The following is a 24,001-nucleotide window of genomic DNA, read 5'->3' as shown; positions in this document are numbered from 1 at the left end:
GCGCGGTGTTTTCCAGTGCAGCCGAGCCCGTAACTAGCCTTAAACGACGACGCTTGCTCAGCCGATGGCTGCGGCTCATAGCTCCTCGGAGACCAACCTGTGCATCTGGGCCGCGACCTGCAGCTTGAACCGATCTTCCGGGTTGTCCAGGGATATCCCGAGAAGACTTTCGATGCGCTCGACCCGATAGCGTAAGGTGCTGATATGGATGTCCAATGCCTTGGCGGTGTTCAGCAACTGGAAGCCTTCGCGAGCCAGGCACAGTGCAGTTTCGGTGAGCGAGTTGCCCCGCTTCGGGTGCTCCAGCGGCACGATCAAGCGTTCCAGCAACAAGCGGCGCGCGTCGGCATCGCCCATCAGTGCCCGCGGGAACAGCACCTCGTCGAAATCATGGATTTTACCGGGCCGCAACAACGGCAGCAGCGCCGCTACGTCCTCTGACCCCTGGGCCATCCCGTTCGTACCTTGATGAACCCGACTCACTGCCAGCGCACTGCCCTCGGTGCGTATGGCCTTCCAGATGGACTCCGCGGCCACCTCGGCGGGGAGGAGGAAGCTGATCTGGTTCAGAGACACCGAGATCAACGGTGCCACATTGAACGCCTGCATGGCAGTTGCAATGCGCTCGGCCAGTTTTGCCCGGCGATTGAAACCTTCGACGGACAGCGGGATGGGCTCGTTGACTAGGACCAGGCAGACCCTATATTGGCGGCTTTCGCTCCAGCCAGAGGCGCGTGCGCGCTCGATGGCGCTGGGTGTTGCAGAAAACTTACCTTCGAGCAGACCGGCAACGAAGGCATAGCCAAGTCGGGTCTCCTGATCGGACAGCTGTCGCTGGTAGGCCAGGTGCAAGGCGGCGATGACCACCGCGTGCTCCAGGGCGCGGATCTCAAGCTCGCCGAATTGAGCTTCATCGCCTTCCAGCCAGACGATGGCCGCAATCTCCCCGCGCAGCTTGATCACACCACCCAAGCGCGAACCGCCGGAGCTATGCCCGGTTGGCAGGATTACTGGTGCATTGTCCCTGAACAAAGCGGCCAAGCTATTCTGTGCGGTCAGTCGATGGATCACCGCGCGCTCGCCCTCCTCATTCACCTGCGGGTCCGAGCTACCAAGCAGCGTGCCATCGACGGAAACCACCGTAGCGGTCTTGTCCAGCGCTGCATGCAACGCCCTGGCGAGCCCTTCGAGATTGTTCATCTCCAGCGCAGCTTCGGTCAGCGTGCGGTGGATCAGGTCCGAGCGGCGGATGGTTTCCGCCTGGATGTTGATGATGCGGGCCAGCACGTCATGCATGATTTCGCTGAACTGGATTTCCCAGGGTAGCTCAAGCAGCGGCAGGTTGCAGCGGTTGGCCTCGTCGATCGCAGCCTGGGTGAAATGCTCGCGAAAATGCGGTACGGCCAACACTACGCCAGCCAGGCCGATCTCGCTGAGGCGCCGCACCATGTCACGGCACTCGACATCGGCCTCGGGCCAGTTGTACCCGGTGGTCAGCAGCAGTTCCCCGGGTTTCAGCCAGTTGGTGATCTCCGGATGATCGACGATATGCACCCAGGTGATTTCCCGGTCCATCACTCCCGCGCCTGCAACTACCGTGGCTTCACGCAGTACCGTATGTTCAATTGCGGCATCGAGCTTCATTGACGGACTTTCCTGAAAGAGGATTTAAGGCAATAGGCTGCCTGTCGTGGGACGACCATAACAGCCTGGAACTCGTCAGGTAACGCTAGCCAAGGATCTTGGCCAGATACTCGGCAAGGTGCATTGCCTCGCGACCACTGACGTTGCGAATCTGCCCCCGGCAACTGAATCCATCCGCGACTACCGGCGTGCCTTCTGGAATCTGGTCGATATGCGGTTTGAACTCCTGCTCGCCAATGACTTTGGCAATGGGTGCCGTCTTAGTGTGGTAGGCGTAGGCACCGGCCACGCCGCAGCAACCGGCCGCGATGACCTTGCCCTTGCCACCGAGCTTCTCCAGCACGCTCTGCTCGCCCGCCATTCCACCGCAGGACTTCTGGTGGCAGTGCCCGTGAATCCTTACATCCTCGTTGATCGCGGGTAGTTCCAGGACCCGGCTGCGGATCAACTCGCTGAGGGTCATGATGGACTTCTCGAGCTTTTTCGCTCGCGGATCCTCGGGGAAAAGGCCCGGCATTTCGTCGCGGAACACCGAGAGGCAGCTGGGCTCCAGCACCAGCACCGGCATGCCCTGGTCCAACGCCGGTTCAAGCTGGTCGAGGATCTGCGTCAGATTGGCCTTGGCCTGGTCGATCATCCCCACGTCGTAGTAAGGACGGCCGCAGCACACATGGCGCTTCATCAACTTCACGGTGAAACCCAGCAGTTCCAGTACCTGCACGCCGGCCTCCAGCACCTTGGGGGTGAAGCCGTTGTTGAAGCTGTCGACCCACAGCAGCACATCAGTGCCACTGCTGGTTCCGTGGTTTTTCAGGACTCGCTGTGCCGTCGCGCCGGAGCGGAAGCTGCGTGAAGCGATCCGCGGGAATCTGACTTCCCTGGCCAGACCGAACCAGGCCCCCGCGGTGCGCACGAGCGGATTGCCCATGGCGTAGTTCAGCACCGGCGACATTTTGCTGGCATGGGGCAGCCACTCGCCGATCCGACCGATCATCGCGTCCATAACCGGGCGGCGTTTGTTGGCGTAGTAGCGGTTCAGGAACTCGGTCTTGTAGCGCGCGATATTCACATTGGTCGGACAGTCCGTCTTGCAGCCCTTGCAACTCAGGCACAGATCAAGGGAGTCCTTGACCTCTTCACTCAGCCAGCCGTCATCGATCACCTCGCCTTTGAGCAGTTCGAAGAACAGCCGGGCACGGCCACGGGTCGAGTACTTCTCTTCCCGGGTCGCACGGAAACTCGGACACATGGTGCCACCGTCCAGGGATCGGCATTTGCCCATGCCGATGCAGCGCTCAGATTCACGGGCAAGCCCTTTGCTGCCCAGGCGCGGGTCGTAGGTGAACTGGCTGTCGACATCACGACGGATGTAGTCCGGCCCCATACGCAGGTTCGCGTCCACCGGCATAGCGTGGATCAGCTTGCCCGGGTTCATTCGATTGAGCGGGTCCCACAGCGCCTTGAATTCGGCGAAAGCCTGCATGATCGACACCGAGTACATGATGTGCAGGTATTCGCCCTTGGCCTGGCCGTCCCCGTGCTCACCGGACAACGAGCCGCCGTAGCGCACCACCAAGTGCGCCGCCTCGTCGAGGAAGGCGCGCCAGTTCTGCACACCGCTGTCGGACTTGAGGTCGAAGGTGATTCGCGAATGAATGCAGCCGTCGCCGAAATGCCCGTATAGGTTGGTCTTGTAGCCGTAGCGTCCGACCAGGGCGCGGAACTCCCGCAGGTACTTGCCAAGGTGCTCTGGCTCGACGGCGGCATCTTCCCAACCGACTACCGGATCAGGGGCATTGGGGTCGAGGCCGAGAGAGGTCGCGGAAGCGCCGGTTTCGCGAATGGTCCAGATCCGGTTCATCAACCCTTCGTCTGTGACCAGGCGCATGCTTGGCTGACCCGGCAGCTGCGGCGCGATGTCCACCGCGCGACGCGCCATGGCGGTGGCCTCCTCGATGGACAAGCCGCCGAACTCGATCATCAGCCAGGCGTTACCGGCCGGCAGCTCGGCGATATCGGCCAGCTTCATGCCGCGCTCTTTCAGGCCGCCGATGATGCCGTCATCCAGCCCCTCCATGGCAATGGGGCTCAGCGGCAAGAGTTGCGGTACCGAGTCGGCGGCGTAGTAGATTTCCTCGTAGCCGAGCACTACCAGCACCCGGTGCGTGGGGTTCTTCACCAGCAGGGTTTCCGCCTGCAGGATGGTTACACAGGTCCCCTCCACGCCGACCAGTGCCCGAGCGATGTTGAAGCCGTTTTCGGCCAGCAGTTGATCCAGGTTGTAGCCGGAGACGCGACGCTTGAGTTTCGGAAAGCCCTGGCGAATCTCATCCTCGTAGCGGTCCACCAAATCCTTGAGTCCCTGGACGATCGCCGCGCGCTGGCCACCGGCCTCGATATGCTCGCGGAATGTTTGCTCATCCGTAGGGCCGACCCAGAAGCGCTCGCCCCCGTAGGTCAGGACCTCCAGCCGCTCGATGTTTTCGACGGTCTTCCCCGCCATGACCGAATGCGCGCCGCACGAGTTGTTACCGATCATGCCGCCCAGGGTGCAACGGCTGTGGGTCGCGGGGTCCGGGCCGAAGGTCAGGCCAACCTTGGCGGCCTCGTCCTTGAGCTGATCGCAGATCACCCCCGGCTGCACCCGGGCCAATCGGCGTTCGGCATCGATGAATTCGATGCCGTGCAGATACTTCGAGGTGTCGATCACCACGGCGGCGTTCACCGCTTGGCCACACATGGAGGTGCCCGCACCTCGTGGCAGCAAGGGCAACCCGGCGGCGTTGCACAGGGCGACGGTGGTAACGATGTCCTGAAGGGTGCGAGGAATCACTATGCCGATCGGCACTTGCCGGTAGTTGGAGGCCTCCGAGGCATAGACCGCCCGTGACGCTGCGTCGAAGCGAATTTCCGCTGTCGTTTCTGCCGCGAGTTTCTGGCGCAGGTTGAGGAGCAGATTGAGGTCGAGGGGGACGGGATTGCTCTTGGTCATGGGCGAAGCCTTCTGGGTCATCAGCACGGTCAGCACGGTCGCGTCGATGTCGTCTTCGAGACGGAAGACGACACTGGCAGACCGGTACTCTAGAACACCGCCCCATGTCGCTCTACGGCACTCAGATAGGATAAATCAACTATAACTACCTACTTTTCGACGGTGATGATCGCTACTGCAGAAACGATGGCGCCTTCACTGCCGCTGTCTGAAGACCTTTCGTCCAGGCAATAAAGAGCTCTTCCAGCGCCTCGCCATGGTCGATCCAGAGGTTCACGTCAATCTGCAGGGCGTTCTTCATGCTGGTCGGGTGCCGCTGCCGCCAGGTTGGATAGTCCTAGGACATTTTCTCGGTGTAGAGCTTTTGTTGCTCCGGCCGCATGGCGAACGACATGGAAATCGTAAGCCGCGTCCGGGTTCGGCGTGCCCGTGGGGTGGCCTTGCCATCAATTTGGTAGAGATTGCCGTCCACACCACACGCAAATTCGCACCACAGGACCTGGGGGCATGGATCCGGCCCTTGTAGGCCGAGCTCATCACTACATCTCAGCCATCAGGTACTGCGGCTGCTGTGCGCCTGCCTCCAACCACTGGATGCTTGGCGTGATCTGGGTCAAGCGCAACATCTACTACGCCAAGGCAGGGCAGCGAGCGAAGGTAGATTATCCGCTCCCAGTGATCAAGTGCGCTTCAATTATCGCAAAGTACCTTACCCCGGGCAGGGAAAGAAAACGGCGCAGTTATTCAGTATGTTCTGATTGGCCAATCAGATGCTGGCCAAGCGGTAATTGCAACACACAGCGGGATAAATCCGTCTGAAGGGTGGGATGGAGCCGTAAATCAGAAAAATTAGGGCAAAACCGGCCTTGAAAATATAAAACAAGGCCGGTAGGTTAAAAAACGACTTGGAAATGGGGACAGTACGGACGGGTAAATTGTTCAGCGCCTCCTTAGGTTGCCCCCAATTTTGACAAGCTGCTCACCAGTTCGCTGGTGGAATTCACCTCAGGCACATCGCGCTGCACACGCTCGACCAGTGGCGACGCCAGCGCTTTTCGGACACTGCTGTGTACATACAAATAATCCAAGGTCGCCAGGAGGTCTTATCCATAAGTGATCTGTACTCGTCCGCGAAGGGATTACCCTTGAGTGCTATCCGCGCGTTAAAGGTTAGCTTCTGCCGAAGCTAACTACTCAGTTGTATCTATTTGACGTAGCGGAGTTTAAAACTGCTATCTAAACTTTTCGCCTGGCGCTTTCTGCGTACCTTGAAAAGGTAATCGATCATGAAATAAGCAGCCAGTGCGAGGGGCAATATCGAGAACAGCTCGAAAGAGCGCGTGGCGGCATAGGCATTGGCCTGCAGCCATTCTGGCGATTCCGCTGCCAGCACCTGGAAAGCCTCACTGCCACCGGCGGCTGCCACCTTGAAGCCATCATACAACTCCCCCATCCACGGGACTACGACGTAGCCGGACGCCATTCCGGCCGCACACATCAAACCAATCCCCAGAGAGCCAGTATTGGGGTAGCGTTCGGAGACCATGGCCAGCATGTTCGGCCAAAGCAGCGCAGCTCCCGCACCCAGCAAAGCCGTGGCAGCCATAGTTACGAAGGGATTACTGGCGAGGGCGAGACCCAACACTGCGACGAAGATCGCCAGGCATGCAAACAAAAGGATGGTCACCGCGTGTACATGTTTGAGGGCGAACTCCGCCAGGCATCGGGCAAACAGGTAGGCGACGGCCACGTAGATAAGCAGCCAAGTACCCTTGATCCCGGATATTTGGCCGACCACTATATCCAGCCAATTCTGCGGAACGGTCTCACACGCCAAGGCGAAGAACATGATACCAATGAGCACGAAAATCCCCGGCTTCACGAACAGCTCTTTGCACATGCCCATGAAACTGACACCATTGCTGACCCGTTCTGTCGGCGGGAACTGCACGAAGAGCAGCATGACCAAGGCAAAGCACGCTGGCAGCAGCGACAAGGCAAAAAGATAACGCCAGTCGAAGCTCGCCGACTCCAAGGTCACGGCCAGCAAGCCGGCGAGCATCCAGCCCAATGGCCAGCTCGTATGAAGGCGGTTCAGCTTGCCCGCCTTATCGTCTGGATACAGGGATGGGACCACCGGGTTTACCACCGACTCAATGCAACCCCAGCCGATGCCATGCAACAAGGCACCCAGCCATAAGGTGTCATAGGCCTGCGCGCTGCCGGGTATAGCCATGATCATGATTATCAAGCCGGCATTGAAGATTACCAGTCCGGCGAACAGTACGCGTTTGATCTTCAAGGCATCGATGAACGGTGGCAGCACCGTGTTGCAGACGGTGAAACCGAGATAGGTGATACCCAAAATCCCACCAATCAACGCTGCTGATGTGAGCGGCGACGTAGAGTCGAAGAAGACGGCCTTGAGCGTCGCGGCGGATGATAGTTTGAGCATCATTGCGAAGCCTGCAGCGAATAGCGAAATCCAACACACGAGGAACGCTCGGGAGATGTTTTTCGGTGAGTGCACCGGGTCGTAAGTCTTATCAGTCATTATTGTTCTCACTTGCACGCACAACAGATACAGAATGACATCGATCTCACAGCAGGACCGCTACATTCTGACGGATACACCGCCGCCGATCGGCAACGGAACGGAACTGCCGGAACGTCTGTTCCCCGGCAGGGAAATCAGAAGCCGGCGCGGAACGATGCCCAGGCCTGCAACCAGTCGTCATAGGTGGCATACAGTTCCGACTCGCGAGGCGGCTGCCCCTTGAGCGGCGACTGCTGCAGCACTTCGTCGATGCGGTCGTAATCGAACAGCGAGCGGGTACTGGCATCCATGTACTGCACGGCCTTGCGATTGACCACGGCGGAACTGGCCGCCTTGCTCATCTCGGCCTGCACCTGCGGGTCCAGAGCCTGGTTGATGAAGGCCAGCGCCGACTCGGTGTTGACCGAAGTCACCGGGATGAACCAGGCGTCCGCCCAGACCGCCCCACCCTCCTTGGGGAACACGTATTCGGTCTTTACGCCCTGCTTGGCGGTTTGCAGGGTTGCCGCCGTCCAGGTGCAGAAGCAGGCGGAAATCTCCTTGGCGACGAACAGCGAGGCGACGTCACCGTTGCTGGAGGCAAAGGTGCGGCACTGTTCGCGGTAAGGAATCATCTGATCCCAGATGTCCGCCAGTTCCTCGCGCGAGACATTCGGGAATTTGTCGCCGTGCCCGGTCACCTTGGCCGCCAGCGGCCATACGGTCAGGGGGTTGTCGAGAAAGGTCAGGCGACCCTTGAATTCGGGGCGCAGCAAGTCCTTGAAGCTGGTGACCGGCTCCTTCACTTCCTGCGGATTGAGGACGATGGTGTCCACGCCCCAGGTCCACGGAATACCGAAGCGCTGGCCATCCCAGAACCACATGTCGCCGTCGTAGAAGCGGGTGATGATGTCGGTGGGATTGTAGTTGGGCAGTTGCGTGGCATCGATCGGCTTGAGCAGCCCGAGGCCCTTGTACAGCTCGTTATAGCCGTTGGAATACTCCGACAGGTCCAACCTTACCCCACCGCCCATGAGCTTGGCGGTGACGTCGTCCTGGCTGCCCATGATGCTGGCGTTGACCCGCAGGTTGTTCTGCTTGATCCACTGCGCCGCTTCGTTCTGCAGCGTGTAGCCTTCCCAGGTCATGATGTCCAGTTGGCCACCAACCGCGGCGCGGGCCTCGGGAATCCAGCGTCCGAGCGTTGCACCGGCGGCGGCGGCTGCAGCACCCAGCATCAGCGTGCGCCGGCTCAGATGGGGATTGAAGGGGGATACTCCTGGAAGACGGGTCGGATCTCTGTGATCTGCTGACATTGGCGCATTCCTATCCTGAAGAATTGTTGTTGGCAGGACTGAAGCTGTTCGTCACGCTTTGGCGTCTGCGCGCCTCTGTTGGGCCGGTCTGATCGCCGTAAACCAAGGGAGCAAGACGGGTGCCAAGTTTTCAAGAACCTGTAAGGCACTGAATTAAATGAGTTTTTTATTCGCGCCTACGACGCCACATCCGGGCTTTCTCAGGAATGCGAGCCAGGGTTTTCATTGCTGAGAAAGCCCCATGAAAAACCCGCCGGTGACTGCCACGGGCGGGTTTTGGTGACGCGCTGTCGAGTCAGGCCAGGCGGGCCTGCTCATCGGCATGGTAGGACGAACGCACCAACGGTCCCGCCGCGACATTGTCGAAGCCCATCTCTAGACCGATCTGCGCGAAACGGGCGAACTGGTCAGGATGAACATAGCGCTGAACGGGCAGATGGTTGCGGCTGGGTTGCAGGTACTGGCCCAGGGTGAGCATGTCGACCTGATGTTCGCGCATCCGCGCCATCACCTCGATCACCTCGTCGTCGGTTTCACCCAGCCCCAGCATCAGGCCGGATTTGGTCGGCACCCCGGGCACGCGCCCCTTGAAGCCGGCGAGCAGGTCCAGTGACCATTCGAAGTCCGATCCCGGGCGCACCGCACGGTAGAGGCGCGGTACGGTTTCCAGGTTGTGGTTGAACACGTCGGGGGGTGTTTCGGCAGTCACTGCCAGGGCGATATCCATTCGCCCGCGATAGTCCGGCACCAGGGTTTCGATACGGACTTGCGGGCAACGACTGCGGATTTCCCGCAGGCAGGCGGCGAAGTGTGCCGAGCCGCCATCGCGCAAGTCATCCCGGTCCACCGAGGTGATCACCACGTACTTGAGACGAAGCTCGGCAATGGCGATCGCCAGGTTGCGCGGCTCGTCCACGTCCAGCGGCTTGGGCCGTCCATGGCCGACATCGCAGAACGGGCAACGCCGGGTGCAGATGTCGCCCATGATCATGAAGGTCGCCGTACCGCCGCTGAAACACTCACCCAGGTTCGGGCAGGCAGCCTCTTCGCAGACACTGTGCAGCCGGTGCTTCCTGAGCAGTGACTTGATCCGGGAAACCTCCGGCGAAGCCGCGATTTCCACGCGGATCCATTCCGGTTTGCGCGGAATGTCCTCGGTCGGCAGGATCTTGACCGGAATGCGCGCCACTTTGTCGGCGCCGCGCAGCTTGACTCCGGTCATCACCGGCCTTGGCGCTTGTGTTGCAAGGTCAGGTCGGGTCATCGTCGCCTCGTCAGCCACGGTAGTAGCGTTGTGGCACGAACGGTGTCCTGCTCACGCGCATCGGGATGGCCTTGCCCCGCACCTGGGCGTAAACCACCGTGTCCAACACCGCGTAGGGGGCCGCCACGAAGCCCATCGCCAGCGGACCTCCGAAGCTTGGACCAAAGCCACCGCTGGTCACCTTGCCAATCAGCTCGCCATCCTCCCTGAACAGTTCGACCCCCTCGCGTACCGGGACCCGATCCAGCGGCACCAGGCCGACACGCTTGCGGTAGGCGCCTTCGCGCTGCTGGGCGAACACCTGCTGGTAACCCGGGAAGCCTCCTGCGCGCACGCCACCCTCACGCCGCGCCTTGGAGATGGCCCAGCCCAGGCTGGCTTCGATCGGGGTAACAGCGCTATCCATATCATGCCCGTAAAGGCACAGACCGGCTTCCAGACGCAGCGAGTCGCGAGCGCCCAGGCCAATCGGGGCGACTTCCGGCTGGTCCAGCAGCAGCCTCGCCAGGGTGTCGGCGTGCTCGACCGGCACGGAAATCTCGTATCCGTCTTCACCGGTATAACCCGATCGACTGACATGGCAGGCAATCCCACGAATCTCAACGGCAGCGAACTGCATGAAGGTCATCTGTGCCACGCTCGGCACCAGGCGCGCCAGCACCTGTGCAGCAAGCGGCCCCTGCAGGGCGAGCAACGCATGGGTGTCGAACAGCGAGATGACTTCGCACTGGTCCTGCAACTGCTGCAGGTGTACCAGGTCCTGCTCCTTGCAACCGGCATTGACCACCAGGAACAGGTGATCCCCGGCATTGGCCACCATCAGGTCATCGAGGATGCCGCCCTGCTCGTTGGTAAACAGCGCGTAACGCTGCATGCCCACCGGCAGATCGACGATATCCACCGGCACCAGGGTCTCCAGCGCCATCGCGGCGCCCTTGCCGACCAGGCGGACCTGGCCCATGTGGCTCACATCGAACAGGCCCGCCCGGGCACGGGTATGCAGGTGTTCCTTCAACACGCCCAGCGGATATTGCACCGGCATCTGATAGCCGGCGAAGGGCACCATTTTCGCACCCAAGGACAGGTGCAGGTCATGCAAGGGGGTTTGCTTGAGTGTCATGGCATCAGTCCTCGGCGTCACAGTCCGTAGACAGGGAAGGCGGAGCACAGGCGTGCTACCTGTTGCGCTACATGGGCCTCGACATCGGCGTCGCCGAGGTGATCGAGGATGTCGCAGATCCAGCCGGCCAGGTCCTGGCTTTCACTGACGCCGAGGCCTCGGGTGGTGATCGCCGGTGTTCCGATGCGGATACCCGAGGTTACGAAAGGCGACTGCGGATCATTGGGGACGGCGTTCTTGTTCACCGTGATGCGTGCCCGACCAAGCGCTGCATCCGCGTCCTTGCCGGTAATTCCCTGGCGGATCAGGCTGACCAGGAACAGGTGGTTGCGAGTGCCATCTGAGATGACGTCATAACCCCGCGCCTTGAACATTTCCGCCATGGCCACGGCGTTGTCCAGTACTTGCTGCTGGTAGACCTTGAAGTCCGGGGCCAGCGCCTCCTTGAAACACACCGCCTTCGCAGCAATCACATGCATCAGCGGTCCACCCTGTGCTCCGGGGAACACTGCCGAGGCCAGCTTTTTCTCGATATCGGGGTTGCTGCGAGCCAGGATCAGGCCGCCGCGCGGGCCGCGCAGGGTCTTGTGGGTAGTGGTAGTGACCACGTCCGCCAGGCCGACCGGGTTGGGATAGAGCCCGGCAGCGACCAGGCCGGCGACGTGGGCCATATCGACGAACAGGTAGGCCCCCACCCGGTCGGCGATGTCGCGAAAGCGTTGGAAGTCCAGGACTTGGGAATAGGCGGAGAACCCCGCGACGATCATTTTTGGACGATGCTCGAGCGCCAGGCGCTCGACTTCGTCGTAGTCGATCAGCCCCTTGGCATCGATGCCGTACTGGACGGCGTTGTACAGCTTGCCGGAAGAGCTGACCTTGGCCCCGTGGGTCAAGTGACCGCCATGGGCCAGGCTCATGCCCAGGATGGTATCGCCCGCGCTGAGCAGCGCCAGGTATACCGCCGCGTTGGCCGAGGAGCCGGAGTGCGGTTGCACATTGGCGTAGTCGGCGCCGAACAGTGCACAGGCGCGGTCAATGGCCAGTTGCTCGACCACATCGACGTGCTCGCAACCACCGTAGTAGCGCTTCGCCGGATAGCCCTCGGCGTACTTGTTGGTCAGCGCCGTGCCTTGAGCGGCCATCACTTGGGGACTGGTGTAGTTTTCCGACGCGATCAGCTCGATGTGATCTTCCTGGCGCCGGGTTTCGCTGTCGATCGCAGCGGCCAGGACGGGGTCGAAGTCGTTGAGGGTCAGACTTTTGTGGAACATGGGATTTTTCCTGGATGTGGGGGAACCCGGCGCGGGCAGGACCGGCGCCGGTGTTCCGAAGCTGATTCAGACGTCCTGGTAGCTTTCGATCGAAGGGCAGGCGCAAGTCAGGTTGCGGTCGCCGTAGACATTGTCGACACGCCCCACGGGGGGCCAGTACTTGTCATTCGAATGCCCGGCCGGGAAAACCGCCTGCTCGCGGTCATAACCATGATTCCATTCACCGGCCAGCTCATGAGCCGTGTGCGGTGCATTGCGCAGCGGGTTGTCATCACGGTGCAGCAAGCCACTTTCGACCGCATGGATTTCCTTGCGAATAGCGATCATCGCCTCGCAGAAACGATCGAGCTCCTCCAGCGATTCGCTTTCGGTCGGTTCGACCATCAACGTGCCGGCCACCGGGAAGGACATGGTCGGGGCATGGAAGCCGAAGTCGATCAGGCGCTTGGCAACGTCCTCGACGCTGATTCCGCTGCTGTCCTTGAGCGGGCGCAGATCAAGAATGCACTCGTGAGCGACCAGGCCATTTTCACCGGTGTAGAGCACCGGGTAATGCTCCTCCAGGCGCCGGGCGATGTAGTTGGCATTGAGTATCGCCACCCTCGAGGCCTCGCGCAGCCCAACGCCGCCCATCATGCGGATGTACATCCAGGTGATTGGCAGGATGCTCGCGCTACCGAAAGGCGCAGCGCACACGGCGCCCTCCTTCTGCTGCAAATGAGCGTGTCCCGGCAGGAACGGCGCCAGGTGCGACTTCACACCGATAGGGCCAACCCCCGGACCGCCACCGCCGTGGGGAATGCAGAACGTCTTGTGCAGGTTCAGGTGCGAGACATCGCCGCCAAACTGTCCCGGGGCGCACAGGCCGACCATGGCGTTCATGTTCGCCCCGTCGATATATACCTGGCCGCCCGCGGCATGAACGATGTCGCAGATCTCGCCGATACGGCTCTCGAACACACCGTGGGTCGAGGGATAGGTGATCATCAGCGCCGCCAGCTTGTCGCTGTGCTGCAAGGCCTTGGCCTGCAGATCGTCGACATCGACGTTGCCGCGGCTGTCACAGGCGACCACTACCACGCGCATGCCGGCCATCTGCGCAGTAGCCGGGTTGGTGCCATGTGCGGACGAGGGAATCAGGCAGACGTCCCGCCCGCCCTCGCCACGCGACTGGTGATAGGCACGAATGGCCAGCAACCCGGCATACTCGCCCTGCGAGCCAGCATTGGGCTGCAGCGACACGGCGTCATAACCGGTGGCCTGGCAGAGCATGGTTTCCAGCTCGTCCAGCATTGCCTTGTAGCCCTCGGCCTGATCGGCCGGAGCGAAGGGATGCAGGCTGCCGAACTCAGGCCAGGTCACCGGGATCATCTCGCTGACGGCGTTGAGCTTCATGGTGCAGGAGCCTAGCGGGATCATGCTGCGGTCCAGGGCCAGGTCCTTGTCGGCCAGGCGGCGCAGGTAACGCATCAGCTCGGTTTCGCTGTGATAGCGGTTGAACACGGCGTGGGCCAGAATCGCCGAGCGGCGGTGCAACTGCTCGGGCAAGCGCCCGCCGGCCAGATCGGCCATGTCATCGAAGGCCGGGACAGTGTTTGCCTGACCGGCAAACAACGCCCACAACCGCAGCACCGAAGCTGGCGTGCAGGTCTCGTCCATCGAGATGCCAACGCGCTGATCGTCGATGAAACGCAGGTTGATGCCAGCCTTGGCGGCACGTTGGTGCAGCTCGCTGGCCGGCAGCGTCGCCATCACGCTGAGGGTGTCGAAGAAATGGTATTGCTCGACAGTCTGCCCCAGGTGTTCGAGGCCTTTTGCCAAGATGGCGGTCAGCCGGTGGGTGCGCCGCGCGATGTCCTTCAAGCCCTGCGGGCCGTGATAGACGGCGTACATGCTGGCGATGTTGGCCAGCAGCACCTGGGCCGTGCAGATGTTGCTGGTAGCCTTCTCGCGACGGATATGCTGCTCGCGGGTCTGCATGGCCAGGCGCAAGGCCGGTGCCCCGTGACGATCCACCGAGATACCGACGAGGCGGCCGGGCATGTCGCGCTTGAAGCTGTCACGGGTCGCGAAGAACGCTGCGTGAGGGCCGCCGTAGCCCAGCGGCACACCGAAGCGCTGGGCGCTGCCGATCACCACGTCGGCGCCAAACTCGCCGGGTGGGGTCAGCAGGGTCAGGGCCAGCAGATCGGCTGCCACCGCGAGCAACCCGCCAGCAGCCCGCACCTGGCCCGCCAACTCGGCATGATCATGAACCGCGCCGGTGCTGGCCGGATATTGCAGCAAGACACCGAAGTAGGCACCAAGGTCTTCCGGGGCCAGTTCGAACTCATCCCCCACTACCACTTCGATAGCCAGCGGCGCGGCGCGGGTGCGCAGTACATCGATGGTCTGGGGATGGCAGTGGGAAGAGACGAAGAATGCCGGCGCCTTGTTGCGCGCCAGGCGTTTGCAGAAGGTCATGGCTTCAGCGCAGGCGGTCGCCTCGTCCAGCAGCGACGCGTTGGCGATGTCCATCCCGGTCAGGTCGCTGACCAGGGTCTGGAAGTTCAGCAACGCTTCCAGGCGGCCTTGGGAAATCTCCGGCTGGTAGGGCGTGTAGGCGGTGTACCACGCCGGGTTTTCCAGCAGATTGCGCAGGATCGGCGCTGGCGTGAAACAGGGATGGTAGCCCTGGCCGATGTGCTGGCTGAACAGCTTGTTCTTGCTGGCGATCTGCTTCAAATCGGCCAGGGCCTCGGCTTCGCCCTGCCCCACGGTCAATGGGAGCACGCTGGTGCCACTGATGGTGTCCGGCACGACGCTGGCGATCAACTGATCCAGGCTGTCGTATCCCACCACCTGAAGCATGACCTGGATCGCCCGCTCGTCCGGCCCGATATGACGCCCCACGAACTCATGGCGGGTGTCGAGTTGTACTGTATTGCTCATGAGTACTGTCACTCCTGCTGGCGCAGATAATCCTGGTAACCCGTTTCATCCATCAGGCTGGCCAGGCCACTGGCGTCGGTCGGCAGGAAACGGAAGAACCAGCCTTGGTCAACGGGAGAGGCGTTGACCAGCTCCGGCTCCTGGGCCACGGCCTCGTTGACGGCAACCACCTGGCCGGTAAGCGGCATGGTGATGTTGCTGGCGGCCTTGACCGACTCCAGCACTACCACTTCCTGGCCGGCCTGGTAGGTTTCAAGGTCCGGCAACTGGACGAAGACCACGTCGCCCAGGGCCGATTGCGCATAGTCGGTGATGCCGACAGTCAGCTCGCCATTGTCTTCCAGGCGCAGCCATTCGTGATCGGGAGTGAAACGCACGCTCATGGGGTCTTTCCTCTTGGAGTTGTTGTTGATCAGGTACTTGGGCTTCAAACACTCAGCGCTATGCGCAGAGCAGGGACTTCGGTCTGTTCGATCCGGGTGCCCACCTCCATTTCCAGGCGGCAGGCCACCAGGTCGGCGATGGTCAGGATCGGCAGGTTGTACCGGGCTGCGTAGGCATCAATGGCGGCGCCGCGCATCATCGTGCCGTCAGGGTTCATCAGCTCGCAGAGCACAGCGGCCGGGCGCATGCCGGCCAGCACGGCGATCTCCACACTGCCTTCGGTATGCCCGCGACGCTCAAGCACCCCGCCACGCCTGGCCCGTAGCGGAAACATGTGACCGGGGCTGACGATGCGCCGGTGCAGGGCCGTCGAAGACAGCGCCGCCTGCACGGTAGTGAGGCGATCCTGGGCCGACACGCCGGTGGTGATGTTGTCCGCCGCCTCGATGCTTACGGTGAAACCGGTGGTGTACCGCGACTCGTTGTGCGGGACCATGGGCTTGAGCCGCAGCATGTCGACCGTGGCCTCGTCCAGGCAAAGGCAGACGATGCCACTGCCGTCGCGGATCATCATGGCCATGCTCTGCACAGTCATGTTCTGCGCCGCGACTACCAGGTCGGCCTCGTTCTCGCGATCGTCGTCGTCGAGCAGGATCACGGGCTGACCGCGTCGATACGCGTCGACGGCGGCCTTGACGTTACGGTGGCGAGAAAGAATCGGGCTCATCATTGTCGTTATCTCCGAAGGTTGCATCGGGCGCTCGGGTCTCAATAGCCGCGCTCGAATCCGACCTGCCCGTCGAGGGGCTGGCCGGATTGGTACTTGCGCAGGTTGCGCAAAAAGAAATCGATCATCGCCACGGGATCGGTAGGCCCGGCGATATGGGGGGTGAGTACCAGGTTGGGCGTCACCCAGAACTGGTGCGAGGGCGGCAAGGGCTCCTTGCGGAATACATCAAGCACCGCGCCGGCCAGTTGCCCCTGTTCCAGCGCATGCACCAGCGCCTGATCGACTACCGCATTGCCGCGGCCAATATTGATGAACAGAGCGTTGGCCGGCAGTGCGCCAAAGAAGGCGCTGTCGAAGAGGTCATGGGTCCGCGGGGTATCGGGCAGGACGTTGATGACATAGTCCGCCTGCGCCGCCAGGGGTATCAGGTCATCAAGACTGCCCACGAGCTCGACGTTGGCGGTCGTGCGCGGACTGCGCTGGATACCTGATACGCGCATGCCAAGGGCGCTCAACCCCGAGGCGATATGTGCACCGATGCTGCCGAGACCGGCGATCAGCACGCGCTTGCCGGAAAGCCGCTGCGAACTCGCCGGTCGCCAACTGAAGCGACTCTGGGCAAATGGATAGTCCGCCGCCTTCCAGGCATGAGCCAGCATGTGATGCAGGACGTATTCGAGCATCGATGCACCGAATACCTCGCCAGCACGGGTGAGCTGGTAACCGCGCGGCACCCGGGGATCGAGCATCGGGGTCACTCCGGCCCAGGTCAGCTGCACCCAGCGCGGCCGCAGGCCTCGCCCCAGCAGTTCGATGACATGTTCCGGAGAGCCCAGCCAGACATCGCACTCGACATGCGCGTCGATATCGTCTCGCGTGCGCAGCGGCAGACCTGCATGCCCCTGGCGAATCAGGGCCAGCAGCTCGGCGCTGTCAGGATCAGTCAGCAAAACCGTGGGCAGCGATGCGGTGGACATTGCGCTCTACTCCGAAGGTGAACTCGAAGTCATTGGAGCAAGCGCCGTGCCATCAAAAAATATCCAATTAAAACAATGAGTTAAAACAAAAAAGCCTGCTGTCTTTCAGGATTGAGACAGCAGGCTCATTTTTGCAACGGTAGATTCTCTACAGGCGGATACCGTAACGCTTGACCTTGCGGTAGAGCGTGGCCTTGCTCATGCCCAGCGCCTTGCAGGCCGACTCGACATTGCCGGCACTGGCGGCCAGGGCCTGACTGATCGCCTTGCTTTCCACTTGGCTCAGCGTGGTACGGGCGTTCACGCCGGTGACATGCACCACCAGGTCGGCAGCGTCATCCAGCGCTTCGGCATCGACCGGAACCACGCCGTGCGCAGGTGCCACCGGCTCCGCTGCCGCGGACGCCAGGCGCTCGGCAAACGGGCGGATACGGTTCTCGAACGGCAGCACGATATCGCTGGCACGCACTTCCCCACTCTCGGCGAACAGGGTGGCACGGTGCAGCACATGGCGCAGTTCCCGAACGTTGCCCGGCCATGGGTATTCCAGTAGCTTTTTCCAGGCAGAAGGCTTGAGGACCGGCACCGGATCGTCCCCGCATACACCCTGCAGCACCGTCTCGATCAGTTGCGCCTTGTCTTCCCTTTCACGCAGTGGTGGCAGATCGATGATCATCCCTGATAAACGGAAGAACAGATCTTCGCGGAACTCGCCAGCCGCAACTTTTTCATGCAAGCGCTGATTGGTCGCCGCGATGATCTGCACGTCCACCCGCACTGCCTTGCCGCCACCCAGTGGTGACACCTCGCCACTTTCCAGCACACGCAGAAGACGGGTTTGCAGGGCGAGCGGCATATCACCGATCTCATCGAGGAACAGCGTGCCCCCGTCAGCCTCCATGAACCGGCCCTGGCTGCCCTCCTTGTTGGCCCCGGTGAAGGCGCCCTTGCTGTAGCCGAACAACTCGCTATCGATGAGCGATTCGGGGACCGAGGCGCAGTTGAACGCAACGAAGGGGGCCGCGCTGCGTTCGCCTTCCTGATGGATGGCCTTGGCCAGGGTGTCCTTGCCGGCACCGGTCTCGCCCAACAGCAACAGAGGCAGGTTCTTGTTCATCACCTTGCGGATCAGGCGCACGTTGTCCTGCATGCGCGAGTCCTGTCCGGCGCAGCGCGCCAGGGAACCGGCAACTTCCCGCGTTGCCCGCGGACGTGCCTTCACCCGCTCGACTTCGGCAGTGCGCGCGGATTGCGCAGGGCTTGCAACCATGAGGAAATCCAGATACTGCGCGCAGTGGAGCAGTTGCGCGGTAGCCACGCTGCGGAAGATTTCCAGGGAAATGGCCGACTGGGGGCAATCGATCACCTCCCACAAGCGGCGCTTGCCCAACTGATTCGGCTCCAGGCCCAGCAACCGACGAGCGCCATGGGTAGCGCCGAGGATCAGCCCGCCAGCGTCAACGGCAATCCATGCCGCCAGACCGGAGGTGCCACAGACCTGGAGGATGAAGCAGTCCTCGAAATGCATGCGGAACAGGCGCTGCTCCAGTTTGTTCGAACTCTGGGTCGCCAGCTTGTAGGCGATGTGGTGGGCGTTGACATCGACGTTGGGGTTGCATGTTGTCAGGTTCAGCACCCCCTGCAACTGGCCGTCGGGGTTGTAGAACGGCGCCGCGACGCAGGCCTGCTCCGAGAGATCGTAATAGAAGTGATCGTCACGGAAGACCGCAACCGGGCGCTGCTCGGCGATACAGGTACCGATACCATTGGTACCACCTACCTCCTCGCGCCAGATCGAGCCGATACGATCGCTCTCGCAGTAATAGGCCTGCGACGGTTTGATGCTCTCGGCAATGATCACGCCATCGGCATTGGCCAGGCTCGCGTGGTAACCCACGTCGCTGAGCACGCTCATCAGACCGTTGAGCGTGTTCACCGCATGCTCGAAAGCCTGCTCACCGAAAGCCTGCTGCAAGCGGCGGACTTCACTGGCCTCGACCACCGGAACCATCAGTTGCTGGTCGGGGCTAAGCCCCACTTCCAGGCAACGCCGCCAGGATTGACTGCAATGCTCGCGATGGATGACGGATGGGCCGCCAGATGGCTCGTGATCGAGCTCATGCGAATTACCGTCAGCGCCGGAACGAATCCTGGCCAGGTGTTGCTGCACGCTCATCATTTTTATTGTACCTGCTGAACATCCAGGGATTACCGGTCCGGGTTACCGGACAGCTTTTCAGGAAAATCATGCAAGAATGAAACCAGTGAAGCTGCCTGGTTCATTCACCAGCCTCCCGGGCCGGAACGCCTGATAGAGCGCCCGGGCATCGCGACTACCCTCCCTGGTACAACGCCAATCACACTGAAGATGCCATCAGTGCGGGAGCATGACTAGAAGTATCGACCATTTTTTCCGGGCCTGCGCACAGCCCGTCGCGCACTGCAGATCAAAGTGCAAAGCCGCTGAACAGCTTCTCCCTCAGGTAGTTGACCAGAACGTTGACAGCCCGTGGAACATGGGCGGAATAGGGCCGCACCAGATAGATCTCGGCGGCGAATGCACCGGTCAGTTCCCAGTCTTGCAGAACCCGCACCAGACGCCCATCGGCCAGCGCGTCGTGTGCACTGAAGTCGGGCAGCAAGGCAATCCCCAGGTGGTCCAGTGCCGCATCGCGCAGCGCCTCGCTGTTGTTGGTGGCGAAGCTACCGGTAATGGGAACGATCAGTCGTTCAGTGCCTCGTTCCAGGTTCCAGACCGGGCTCTCGTGACCCCGCGGGTAATACAGGCAGCTATGTCGTCCCAGATCATCGGGCGTCTGCGGTTCGCCTGCACGATCCAGGTAAGTTCGGGTCGCCACCAGCACCGAAGCGGTCTTGCACAGCTTCCAGGCCACATGGGTTTCAGGGATCCGGAAGCTGTGGCGCACGGCCAGGTCGTAGCCGTCGGCAGCGATGGTGCTCAATGAGTCCGAGACGTCCAGGTGTATTCGCACCTGTGGATACAGGGCGAGGAATCCCGACAAATGCGGTACCAGATGCTGACGGGCGAACGCCACGGGGGCGGTCAGTCGAACCAGTCCCTGCACCGTCGCGGCTGAGTCGCGTACCGACGAAAAGCTGCGGGCGATATGCGCGTAGGCACTGCGGACCTCGCGGGTCAGCGACTTGCCCGCTTCGGTCAGGCGCACGCTGCGAGTGGTGCGCGTAACCAATTGGGTACCAGTGGCCTTTTCCAGGTCCGACAGGTGTTGGCTGACCACCGATTTGCTGACACCCAGACGCGCTGCCGCCGCAGTGTAGCTGCCCTGCTCTTCCAGTATTGATAGCCAGTGGATGTGCGCCCACAGCTTCTCGATCTCGTTGGTTTCCATGATTTCTGATTGTTCTCGGATACGGACAATGAGTTCTTGACTATGGTCTCGTTCAGGACAAAAACCGAGGTTATCGTGAGCTCGTCGCTGGCCACCCGTCCAGCCCCGTATGGAATGTCCACGATGCCCAGCATGATTGAGCACTACATCAACCACACCCACGTTTCCCGAGACGACCGTCATCAGGCGGTGTTCAACCCGGCCACCGGCGAACAATCAGGCCAGGTCGCGCTGGCCAGTCGTGCCACAGTCAACGAGGCCGTGGCCGCCGCCAAGGCTGCGTTCGAACGCTGGAGCGAAACCCCGCCGATCCGTCGCGCACGGATACTCCAGCGTTACCTGCAATTGCTCCAGGAGCGCAAGGACGACCTGGCGCGCATCATCACTGCCGAACACGGCAAGGTATTCACCGATGCCCAAGGTGAGGTGGAGCGCGGGATCGACATCCTCGAATTCGCCTGCGGTATTCCGCACTTGCTCAAGGGTGAATTCACCGATCAGGTTTCCCGCGGCATGGATAACTGGACGATGCGCCAACCCTTGGGCGTGGTTGCCGGTATCACCCCTTTCAACTTCCCGGTCATGGTCCCGATGTGGATGTACCCCATCGCTTTGGCGGCCGGTAACACTTTTGTTCTCAAGCCCAGCCCGACTGACCCGAGCGCCTCGCTGTTCATGGCCGACCTTCTGCAGGAAGCCGGCCTGCCCGCTGGCGTATTCAACGTCGTGCAGGGTGACAAGGAAGCAGTGGATGCGCTGATCGAGCACCCTGACGTGAAAGCATTGAGTTTCGTGGGCTCTACGCCGATCGCCCAGTACATCTACGAGACCGGTGCCCGTCACGGCAAGCGTGTGCAGGGTCTGGGTGGTGCGAAGAACCATCTGGTGGTGATGCCGGACGCCGACATCGACAAGACTATCGACGCACTTATCGGCGCGGCCTACGGAAGTGCCGGGGAACGCTGCATGGCGATCTCGGTGGCTGTGCTGGTCGGGGATGTCGCGGACAAGGTGGTCGAAGCACTGGCCACCCGCGCCCGGGATCTGCGCATTACCGACGGTCGTGACCTCAAGGCAGAAATGGGCCCGATCGTCAGCCGTGCGGCGCTGGAACGCATCACCGGCTACATCGGCCAGGGCGTGGAATCGGGCGCGAAACTGGTAGTCGACGGGCGCGGGTTCCGCCCTGCCGAAGCCGGCCTGGAGAACGGTTACTGGCTCGGTGCCACGCTCTTCGACCATGTCACCCCGGACATGAGCATCTACCGAGAGGAAATCTTCGGCCCGGTCCTGGCTTGCGTACGGGTAGCGGACTTCGGCGAGGCGGTTCGATTGATCAACGACCATGAATTCGGCAACGGCGTCAGTTGCTTCACCCGCGACGGCAACATCGCCCGCGAATTCGCCCGACGGATCGAGGTTGGCATGGTGGGAATCAACGTGCCCTTGCCGGTCCCGATGGCCTGGCACGGCTTCGGTGGTTGGAAGAAGAGCCTGTTCGGTGACATGCACGCCTACGGCACTGAAGGCGTGCGCTTCTACACCAAGCAGAAATCGATCATGCAGCGTTGGCCGGAGAGCATCGAGAAAGGTGCGGAATTTGCCATGCCGGTAGCCCGTTAAGGAGGCTGACGAGATGAAACTGCAAGCGGCAGTACCCGCCACGGACCGGGCGAACTGGTCCTGGTGGCGGGAGGACATCGAGCGCGACCACGGCCCTGCCCAGCCAGCTTTGAAAGGCCAGGTGGCACTGGACGTGGCTATCGTCGGCGGTGGCTTCGCCGGCCTGTGGACCGCGATTATCCTCAAATCCCGCGCCCCTCACCTCAAGGTAGGGCTGCTGGAGGCTTCCCGGGTCGGCGACGGTGCAAGCAGCCGCAATGGGGGCATTGTTCATGGCTACTGGCAGTCCCTGCCTGCCAACATCCGCGCATTCGGCGCCGACACGGCGCTGGAACTGGCCCGACTGGGCAGCGAGGCGCAGCAGGCGTTCAAGACCTTCGTCACAGCGCCCGGTCGCAATGTGTGGTGGAAGGAAGAAGGCAACCTGCGGGTGGCGACCTGCCCAGCGCAGGAAGCTGCCCTGCGCAAATTCCTCGACGGCTGCGCCGGACTTGGCGTGGAGAACTATGTCCAGCCCCTGTCCGCTCCACAGGTGCGTGAACTGGTGGGAAGTCCGGTATTCGGCTCGGGCATCTACTTTCCCGAGGCCGGCAACGTGCATCCCGGGCGCCTGGTACTTGCCCTTAAGGCAGCGGCGCTCGAGGCCGGTGTGACCCTCTACGAAAACTCGCCGGTTTCCCGTATCGAGGAAGGCAAGCCGCATCGCGTGAAGGTGGATGGCGGTATCGCGATCGCCCGGCATGTCGTGCTGGCGACCAACGTGGGGCTGGCCGGGGTGTCGGGTATCGGCAGCCGGATGAGCCTGTTCTCCAGCTACGCCACCATGTCCAACCGCAATGAAGATGCCCTGCAGCAACTGGGCTGGAGCAAGGCGATGGGCATGAACGACGCGCGCATGTTCCTCCACTACTTCCGCCAGACCCGCGACGGCCGCGTCCTGATGGGCTCGGGGTCAGGGCCGATCGGCTGGGGCAACGACGCCGGCGCGCCGCAGTTGCGCCATGATCCGGCCAGCCTGGAACGCCCGCGGGCGGGCCTGCAACGCTTGCTGCCTGGCGTGGCACGGGCCGGCTTTGCGCAGAGCTGGGGCTGGCCCATCGACGTTTCGGCGGATCGGGTGCCGTTCTTCAAGACCCACCAACCGGGTATCCATTACGCCGCTGGATTCTCGGGACATGGCGTCCAGGCCGGATGGATCGCCGGGCAATGCCTTTCGTCGCTGGTACTGGAGCAGAAGGACAAATGGTTCCTCTCGCCGTTCTGCCAACGCCAGGTCCCGCGCCTGCCACCCGAACCGTTCAAATACCTGGGCGCCTGCGCCATCCGCCGGGCCATCCTCGCCTGCGAGGAAGCCGAGCAGGTCGAGCGGCGCGCCTCCTGCACCGCGCAAACCGTTGCCGCATTGCCCGCCTTGCTGGGCTTGCGCATTGGCGTGCGCTAACGCCCCCCAACGCTACCAGAGGAAAAACCATGATTCAGCGCTTCGAACCCAACGGCAAACGCCTCAGCCACGTGCTGGTTCATAACGGCATCGCCTACGTCACCGGACAGACACCGGTTGATCGCAGCCAGGACATTACCGGACAGACGCGCCAGATCCTCGCGCGTATCGACGAGCTGCTGGCTATCGCCGGGACCGACAAGTCCAGGATTCTTTTCGCCCAGGTGTGGCTCAAGCATGTCGTGAAGGATTTCGCCGCCATGAACGAGGTCTGGGAACAGTGGATCCCGGAGCACGCCCTGCCAGCGCGCGCTACCGTCGAGGCCAACCTTGCAGCGGAGAGCATCCTGGTGGAGATCGCCTTGCAGGCCGCGGTCTGACCGCCGTTCACGTCATCTTCC

The 24,001-nt window shown here is 61.9% G+C and carries 17 protein-coding genes; 3 read left to right on the top strand and 14 right to left on the bottom strand.

Going from position 1 to position 24,001, the window contains the following annotated elements:
• Positions 1 to 75: 75 nt before the first annotated feature.
• From ACNFHO_RS01270 to ACNFHO_RS01205, 14 genes are all read right to left on the bottom strand, one after another.
• The gene (locus ACNFHO_RS01270; protein WP_064491521.1) at positions 76 to 1,644 is read right to left on the bottom strand and encodes a PucR family transcriptional regulator; all 1,569 of its coding nucleotides are present in this window, start codon (positions 1,642 to 1,644) and stop codon (positions 76 to 78) included.
• An 85-nt stretch (positions 1,645 to 1,729) separates the two neighbouring features.
• The gene (locus ACNFHO_RS01265; protein ID WP_416764857.1) at positions 1,730 to 4,672 is read right to left on the bottom strand and encodes an FAD-binding and (Fe-S)-binding domain-containing protein; all 2,943 of its coding nucleotides are present in this window, start codon (positions 4,670 to 4,672) and stop codon (positions 1,730 to 1,732) included.
• Positions 4,673 to 4,808: 136 nt separating this feature from the next.
• The gene (locus tag ACNFHO_RS01260; protein ID WP_019098935.1) at positions 4,809 to 4,937 is read right to left on the bottom strand and encodes a hypothetical protein; all 129 of its coding nucleotides are present in this window, start codon (positions 4,935 to 4,937) and stop codon (positions 4,809 to 4,811) included.
• A 903-nt stretch (positions 4,938 to 5,840) separates the two neighbouring features.
• A complete protein-coding gene (locus ACNFHO_RS01255) occupies positions 5,841 to 7,190 on the bottom strand; it encodes an MFS transporter (protein WP_019098936.1) in 1,350 nt (449 codons plus the stop codon).
• A 137-nt stretch (positions 7,191 to 7,327) separates the two neighbouring features.
• Positions 7,328 to 8,488 (bottom strand): ABC transporter substrate-binding protein, encoded by a 1,161-nt coding sequence (locus ACNFHO_RS01250; protein ID WP_026020462.1) that lies wholly within the window; start codon positions 8,486 to 8,488, stop codon positions 7,328 to 7,330.
• A 295-nt stretch (positions 8,489 to 8,783) separates the two neighbouring features.
• Positions 8,784 to 9,752 (bottom strand): lipoyl synthase, encoded by a 969-nt coding sequence (lipA, locus tag ACNFHO_RS01245; RefSeq protein WP_019098938.1) that lies wholly within the window; start codon positions 9,750 to 9,752, stop codon positions 8,784 to 8,786.
• Between the two features lie 10 nt (positions 9,753 to 9,762).
• Positions 9,763 to 10,872 (bottom strand): glycine cleavage system aminomethyltransferase GcvT, encoded by a 1,110-nt coding sequence (gene gcvT / locus ACNFHO_RS01240; RefSeq protein ID WP_019098939.1) that lies wholly within the window; start codon positions 10,870 to 10,872, stop codon positions 9,763 to 9,765.
• 17 nt (positions 10,873 to 10,889) lie between these two features.
• Positions 10,890 to 12,143, bottom strand: a complete 1,254-nt coding sequence (glyA, locus tag ACNFHO_RS01235; RefSeq protein WP_019098940.1) for a serine hydroxymethyltransferase — start codon at positions 12,141 to 12,143, stop codon at positions 10,890 to 10,892.
• Between the two features lie 66 nt (positions 12,144 to 12,209).
• Positions 12,210 to 15,074, bottom strand: coding sequence for an aminomethyl-transferring glycine dehydrogenase (gene gcvP, locus ACNFHO_RS01230; RefSeq protein WP_064491518.1), 2,865 nt, complete (start codon positions 15,072 to 15,074; stop codon positions 12,210 to 12,212).
• Positions 15,075 to 15,082: 8 nt separating this feature from the next.
• Entirely contained in the window at positions 15,083 to 15,457 is a 375-nt protein-coding gene (gcvH, locus tag ACNFHO_RS01225) for a glycine cleavage system protein GcvH (RefSeq protein ID WP_019098941.1), read from the bottom strand.
• A gap of 44 nt (positions 15,458 to 15,501) precedes the next feature.
• Positions 15,502 to 16,188, bottom strand: coding sequence for a 3,4-dihydroxy-2-butanone-4-phosphate synthase (gene ribB / locus ACNFHO_RS01220; protein WP_019098942.1), 687 nt, complete (start codon positions 16,186 to 16,188; stop codon positions 15,502 to 15,504).
• Positions 16,189 to 16,226: 38 nt separating this feature from the next.
• Entirely contained in the window at positions 16,227 to 17,165 is a 939-nt protein-coding gene (locus ACNFHO_RS01215) for a D-2-hydroxyacid dehydrogenase (RefSeq protein WP_019098943.1), read from the bottom strand.
• Between the two features lie 148 nt (positions 17,166 to 17,313).
• Complete coding sequence (locus ACNFHO_RS01210; RefSeq protein WP_042943809.1) at positions 17,314 to 19,344, bottom strand: sigma-54-dependent Fis family transcriptional regulator; 2,031 nt, start codon at positions 19,342 to 19,344, stop codon at positions 17,314 to 17,316.
• Between the two features lie 268 nt (positions 19,345 to 19,612).
• Positions 19,613 to 20,536, bottom strand: coding sequence for a LysR family transcriptional regulator (locus tag ACNFHO_RS01205; RefSeq protein WP_019098946.1), 924 nt, complete (start codon positions 20,534 to 20,536; stop codon positions 19,613 to 19,615).
• Positions 20,537 to 20,659: 123 nt separating this feature from the next.
• Here ACNFHO_RS01205 and ACNFHO_RS01200 point away from each other — a divergent pair, with 123 nt between their 5' ends.
• The 3 genes from ACNFHO_RS01200 to ACNFHO_RS01190 are packed head-to-tail and all read left to right on the top strand — an operon-like array spanning position 20,660 to position 23,980.
• Complete coding sequence (locus ACNFHO_RS01200) at positions 20,660 to 22,159, top strand: CoA-acylating methylmalonate-semialdehyde dehydrogenase (RefSeq protein ID WP_416764852.1); 1,500 nt, start codon at positions 20,660 to 20,662, stop codon at positions 22,157 to 22,159.
• Between the two features lie 13 nt (positions 22,160 to 22,172).
• Complete coding sequence (locus ACNFHO_RS01195; protein ID WP_064491516.1) at positions 22,173 to 23,600, top strand: NAD(P)/FAD-dependent oxidoreductase; 1,428 nt, start codon at positions 22,173 to 22,175, stop codon at positions 23,598 to 23,600.
• 29 nt (positions 23,601 to 23,629) lie between these two features.
• Positions 23,630 to 23,980 (top strand): RidA family protein, encoded by a 351-nt coding sequence (locus tag ACNFHO_RS01190; protein ID WP_019098948.1) that lies wholly within the window; start codon positions 23,630 to 23,632, stop codon positions 23,978 to 23,980.
• Positions 23,981 to 24,001: the final 21 nt, after the last annotated feature.

The sequence above is a fragment of the Pseudomonas sp. NY15374 genome, from assembly GCF_048068255.1.
Taxonomy (GTDB): Bacteria; Pseudomonadota; Gammaproteobacteria; order Pseudomonadales; family Pseudomonadaceae; genus Aquipseudomonas; species Aquipseudomonas machongensis.
The sequence above is the reverse complement of the archived record's forward strand: the minus strand, read 5'-3'. Positions and strand labels throughout refer to the sequence as shown.

What these genes read in the sequence shown, in the direction of transcription:
- ribB (WP_019098942.1), bottom strand. Translation starts at nt 16,188, where the DNA reads ATGATGAGCCCGATTCTTTCTCGCCACCGTAACGTCAAGGCCGCCGTC.
- ACNFHO_RS01210 (WP_042943809.1), bottom strand. Translation starts at nt 19,344, where the DNA reads ATGATGAGCGTGCAGCAACACCTGGCCAGGATTCGTTCCGGCGCTGAC.
- ACNFHO_RS01250 (WP_026020462.1), bottom strand. Translation starts at nt 8,488, where the DNA reads ATGTCAGCAGATCACAGAGATCCGACCCGTCTTCCAGGAGTATCCCCC.
- ACNFHO_RS01200 (WP_416764852.1), top strand. Translation starts at nt 20,660, where the DNA reads ATGCCCAGCATGATTGAGCACTACATCAACCACACCCACGTTTCCCGA.
- ACNFHO_RS01260 (WP_019098935.1), bottom strand. Translation starts at nt 4,937, where the DNA reads ATGAAGAACGCCCTGCAGATTGACGTGAACCTCTGGATCGACCATGGC.
- ACNFHO_RS01270 (WP_064491521.1), bottom strand. Translation starts at nt 1,644, where the DNA reads ATGAAGCTCGATGCCGCAATTGAACATACGGTACTGCGTGAAGCCACG.
- gcvP (WP_064491518.1), bottom strand. Translation starts at nt 15,074, where the DNA reads ATGAGCAATACAGTACAACTCGACACCCGCCATGAGTTCGTGGGGCGT.
- ACNFHO_RS01215 (WP_019098943.1), bottom strand. Translation starts at nt 17,165, where the DNA reads ATGTCCACCGCATCGCTGCCCACGGTTTTGCTGACTGATCCTGACAGC.
- lipA (WP_019098938.1), bottom strand. Translation starts at nt 9,752, where the DNA reads ATGACCCGACCTGACCTTGCAACACAAGCGCCAAGGCCGGTGATGACC.
- glyA (WP_019098940.1), bottom strand. Translation starts at nt 12,143, where the DNA reads ATGTTCCACAAAAGTCTGACCCTCAACGACTTCGACCCCGTCCTGGCC.
- ACNFHO_RS01255 (WP_019098936.1), bottom strand. Translation starts at nt 7,190, where the DNA reads ATGACTGATAAGACTTACGACCCGGTGCACTCACCGAAAAACATCTCC.
- gcvH (WP_019098941.1), bottom strand. Translation starts at nt 15,457, where the DNA reads ATGAGCGTGCGTTTCACTCCCGATCACGAATGGCTGCGCCTGGAAGAC.
- ACNFHO_RS01205 (WP_019098946.1), bottom strand. Translation starts at nt 20,536, where the DNA reads ATGGAAACCAACGAGATCGAGAAGCTGTGGGCGCACATCCACTGGCTA.
- ACNFHO_RS01195 (WP_064491516.1), top strand. Translation starts at nt 22,173, where the DNA reads ATGAAACTGCAAGCGGCAGTACCCGCCACGGACCGGGCGAACTGGTCC.
- gcvT (WP_019098939.1), bottom strand. Translation starts at nt 10,872, where the DNA reads ATGACACTCAAGCAAACCCCCTTGCATGACCTGCACCTGTCCTTGGGT.
- ACNFHO_RS01190 (WP_019098948.1), top strand. Translation starts at nt 23,630, where the DNA reads ATGATTCAGCGCTTCGAACCCAACGGCAAACGCCTCAGCCACGTGCTG.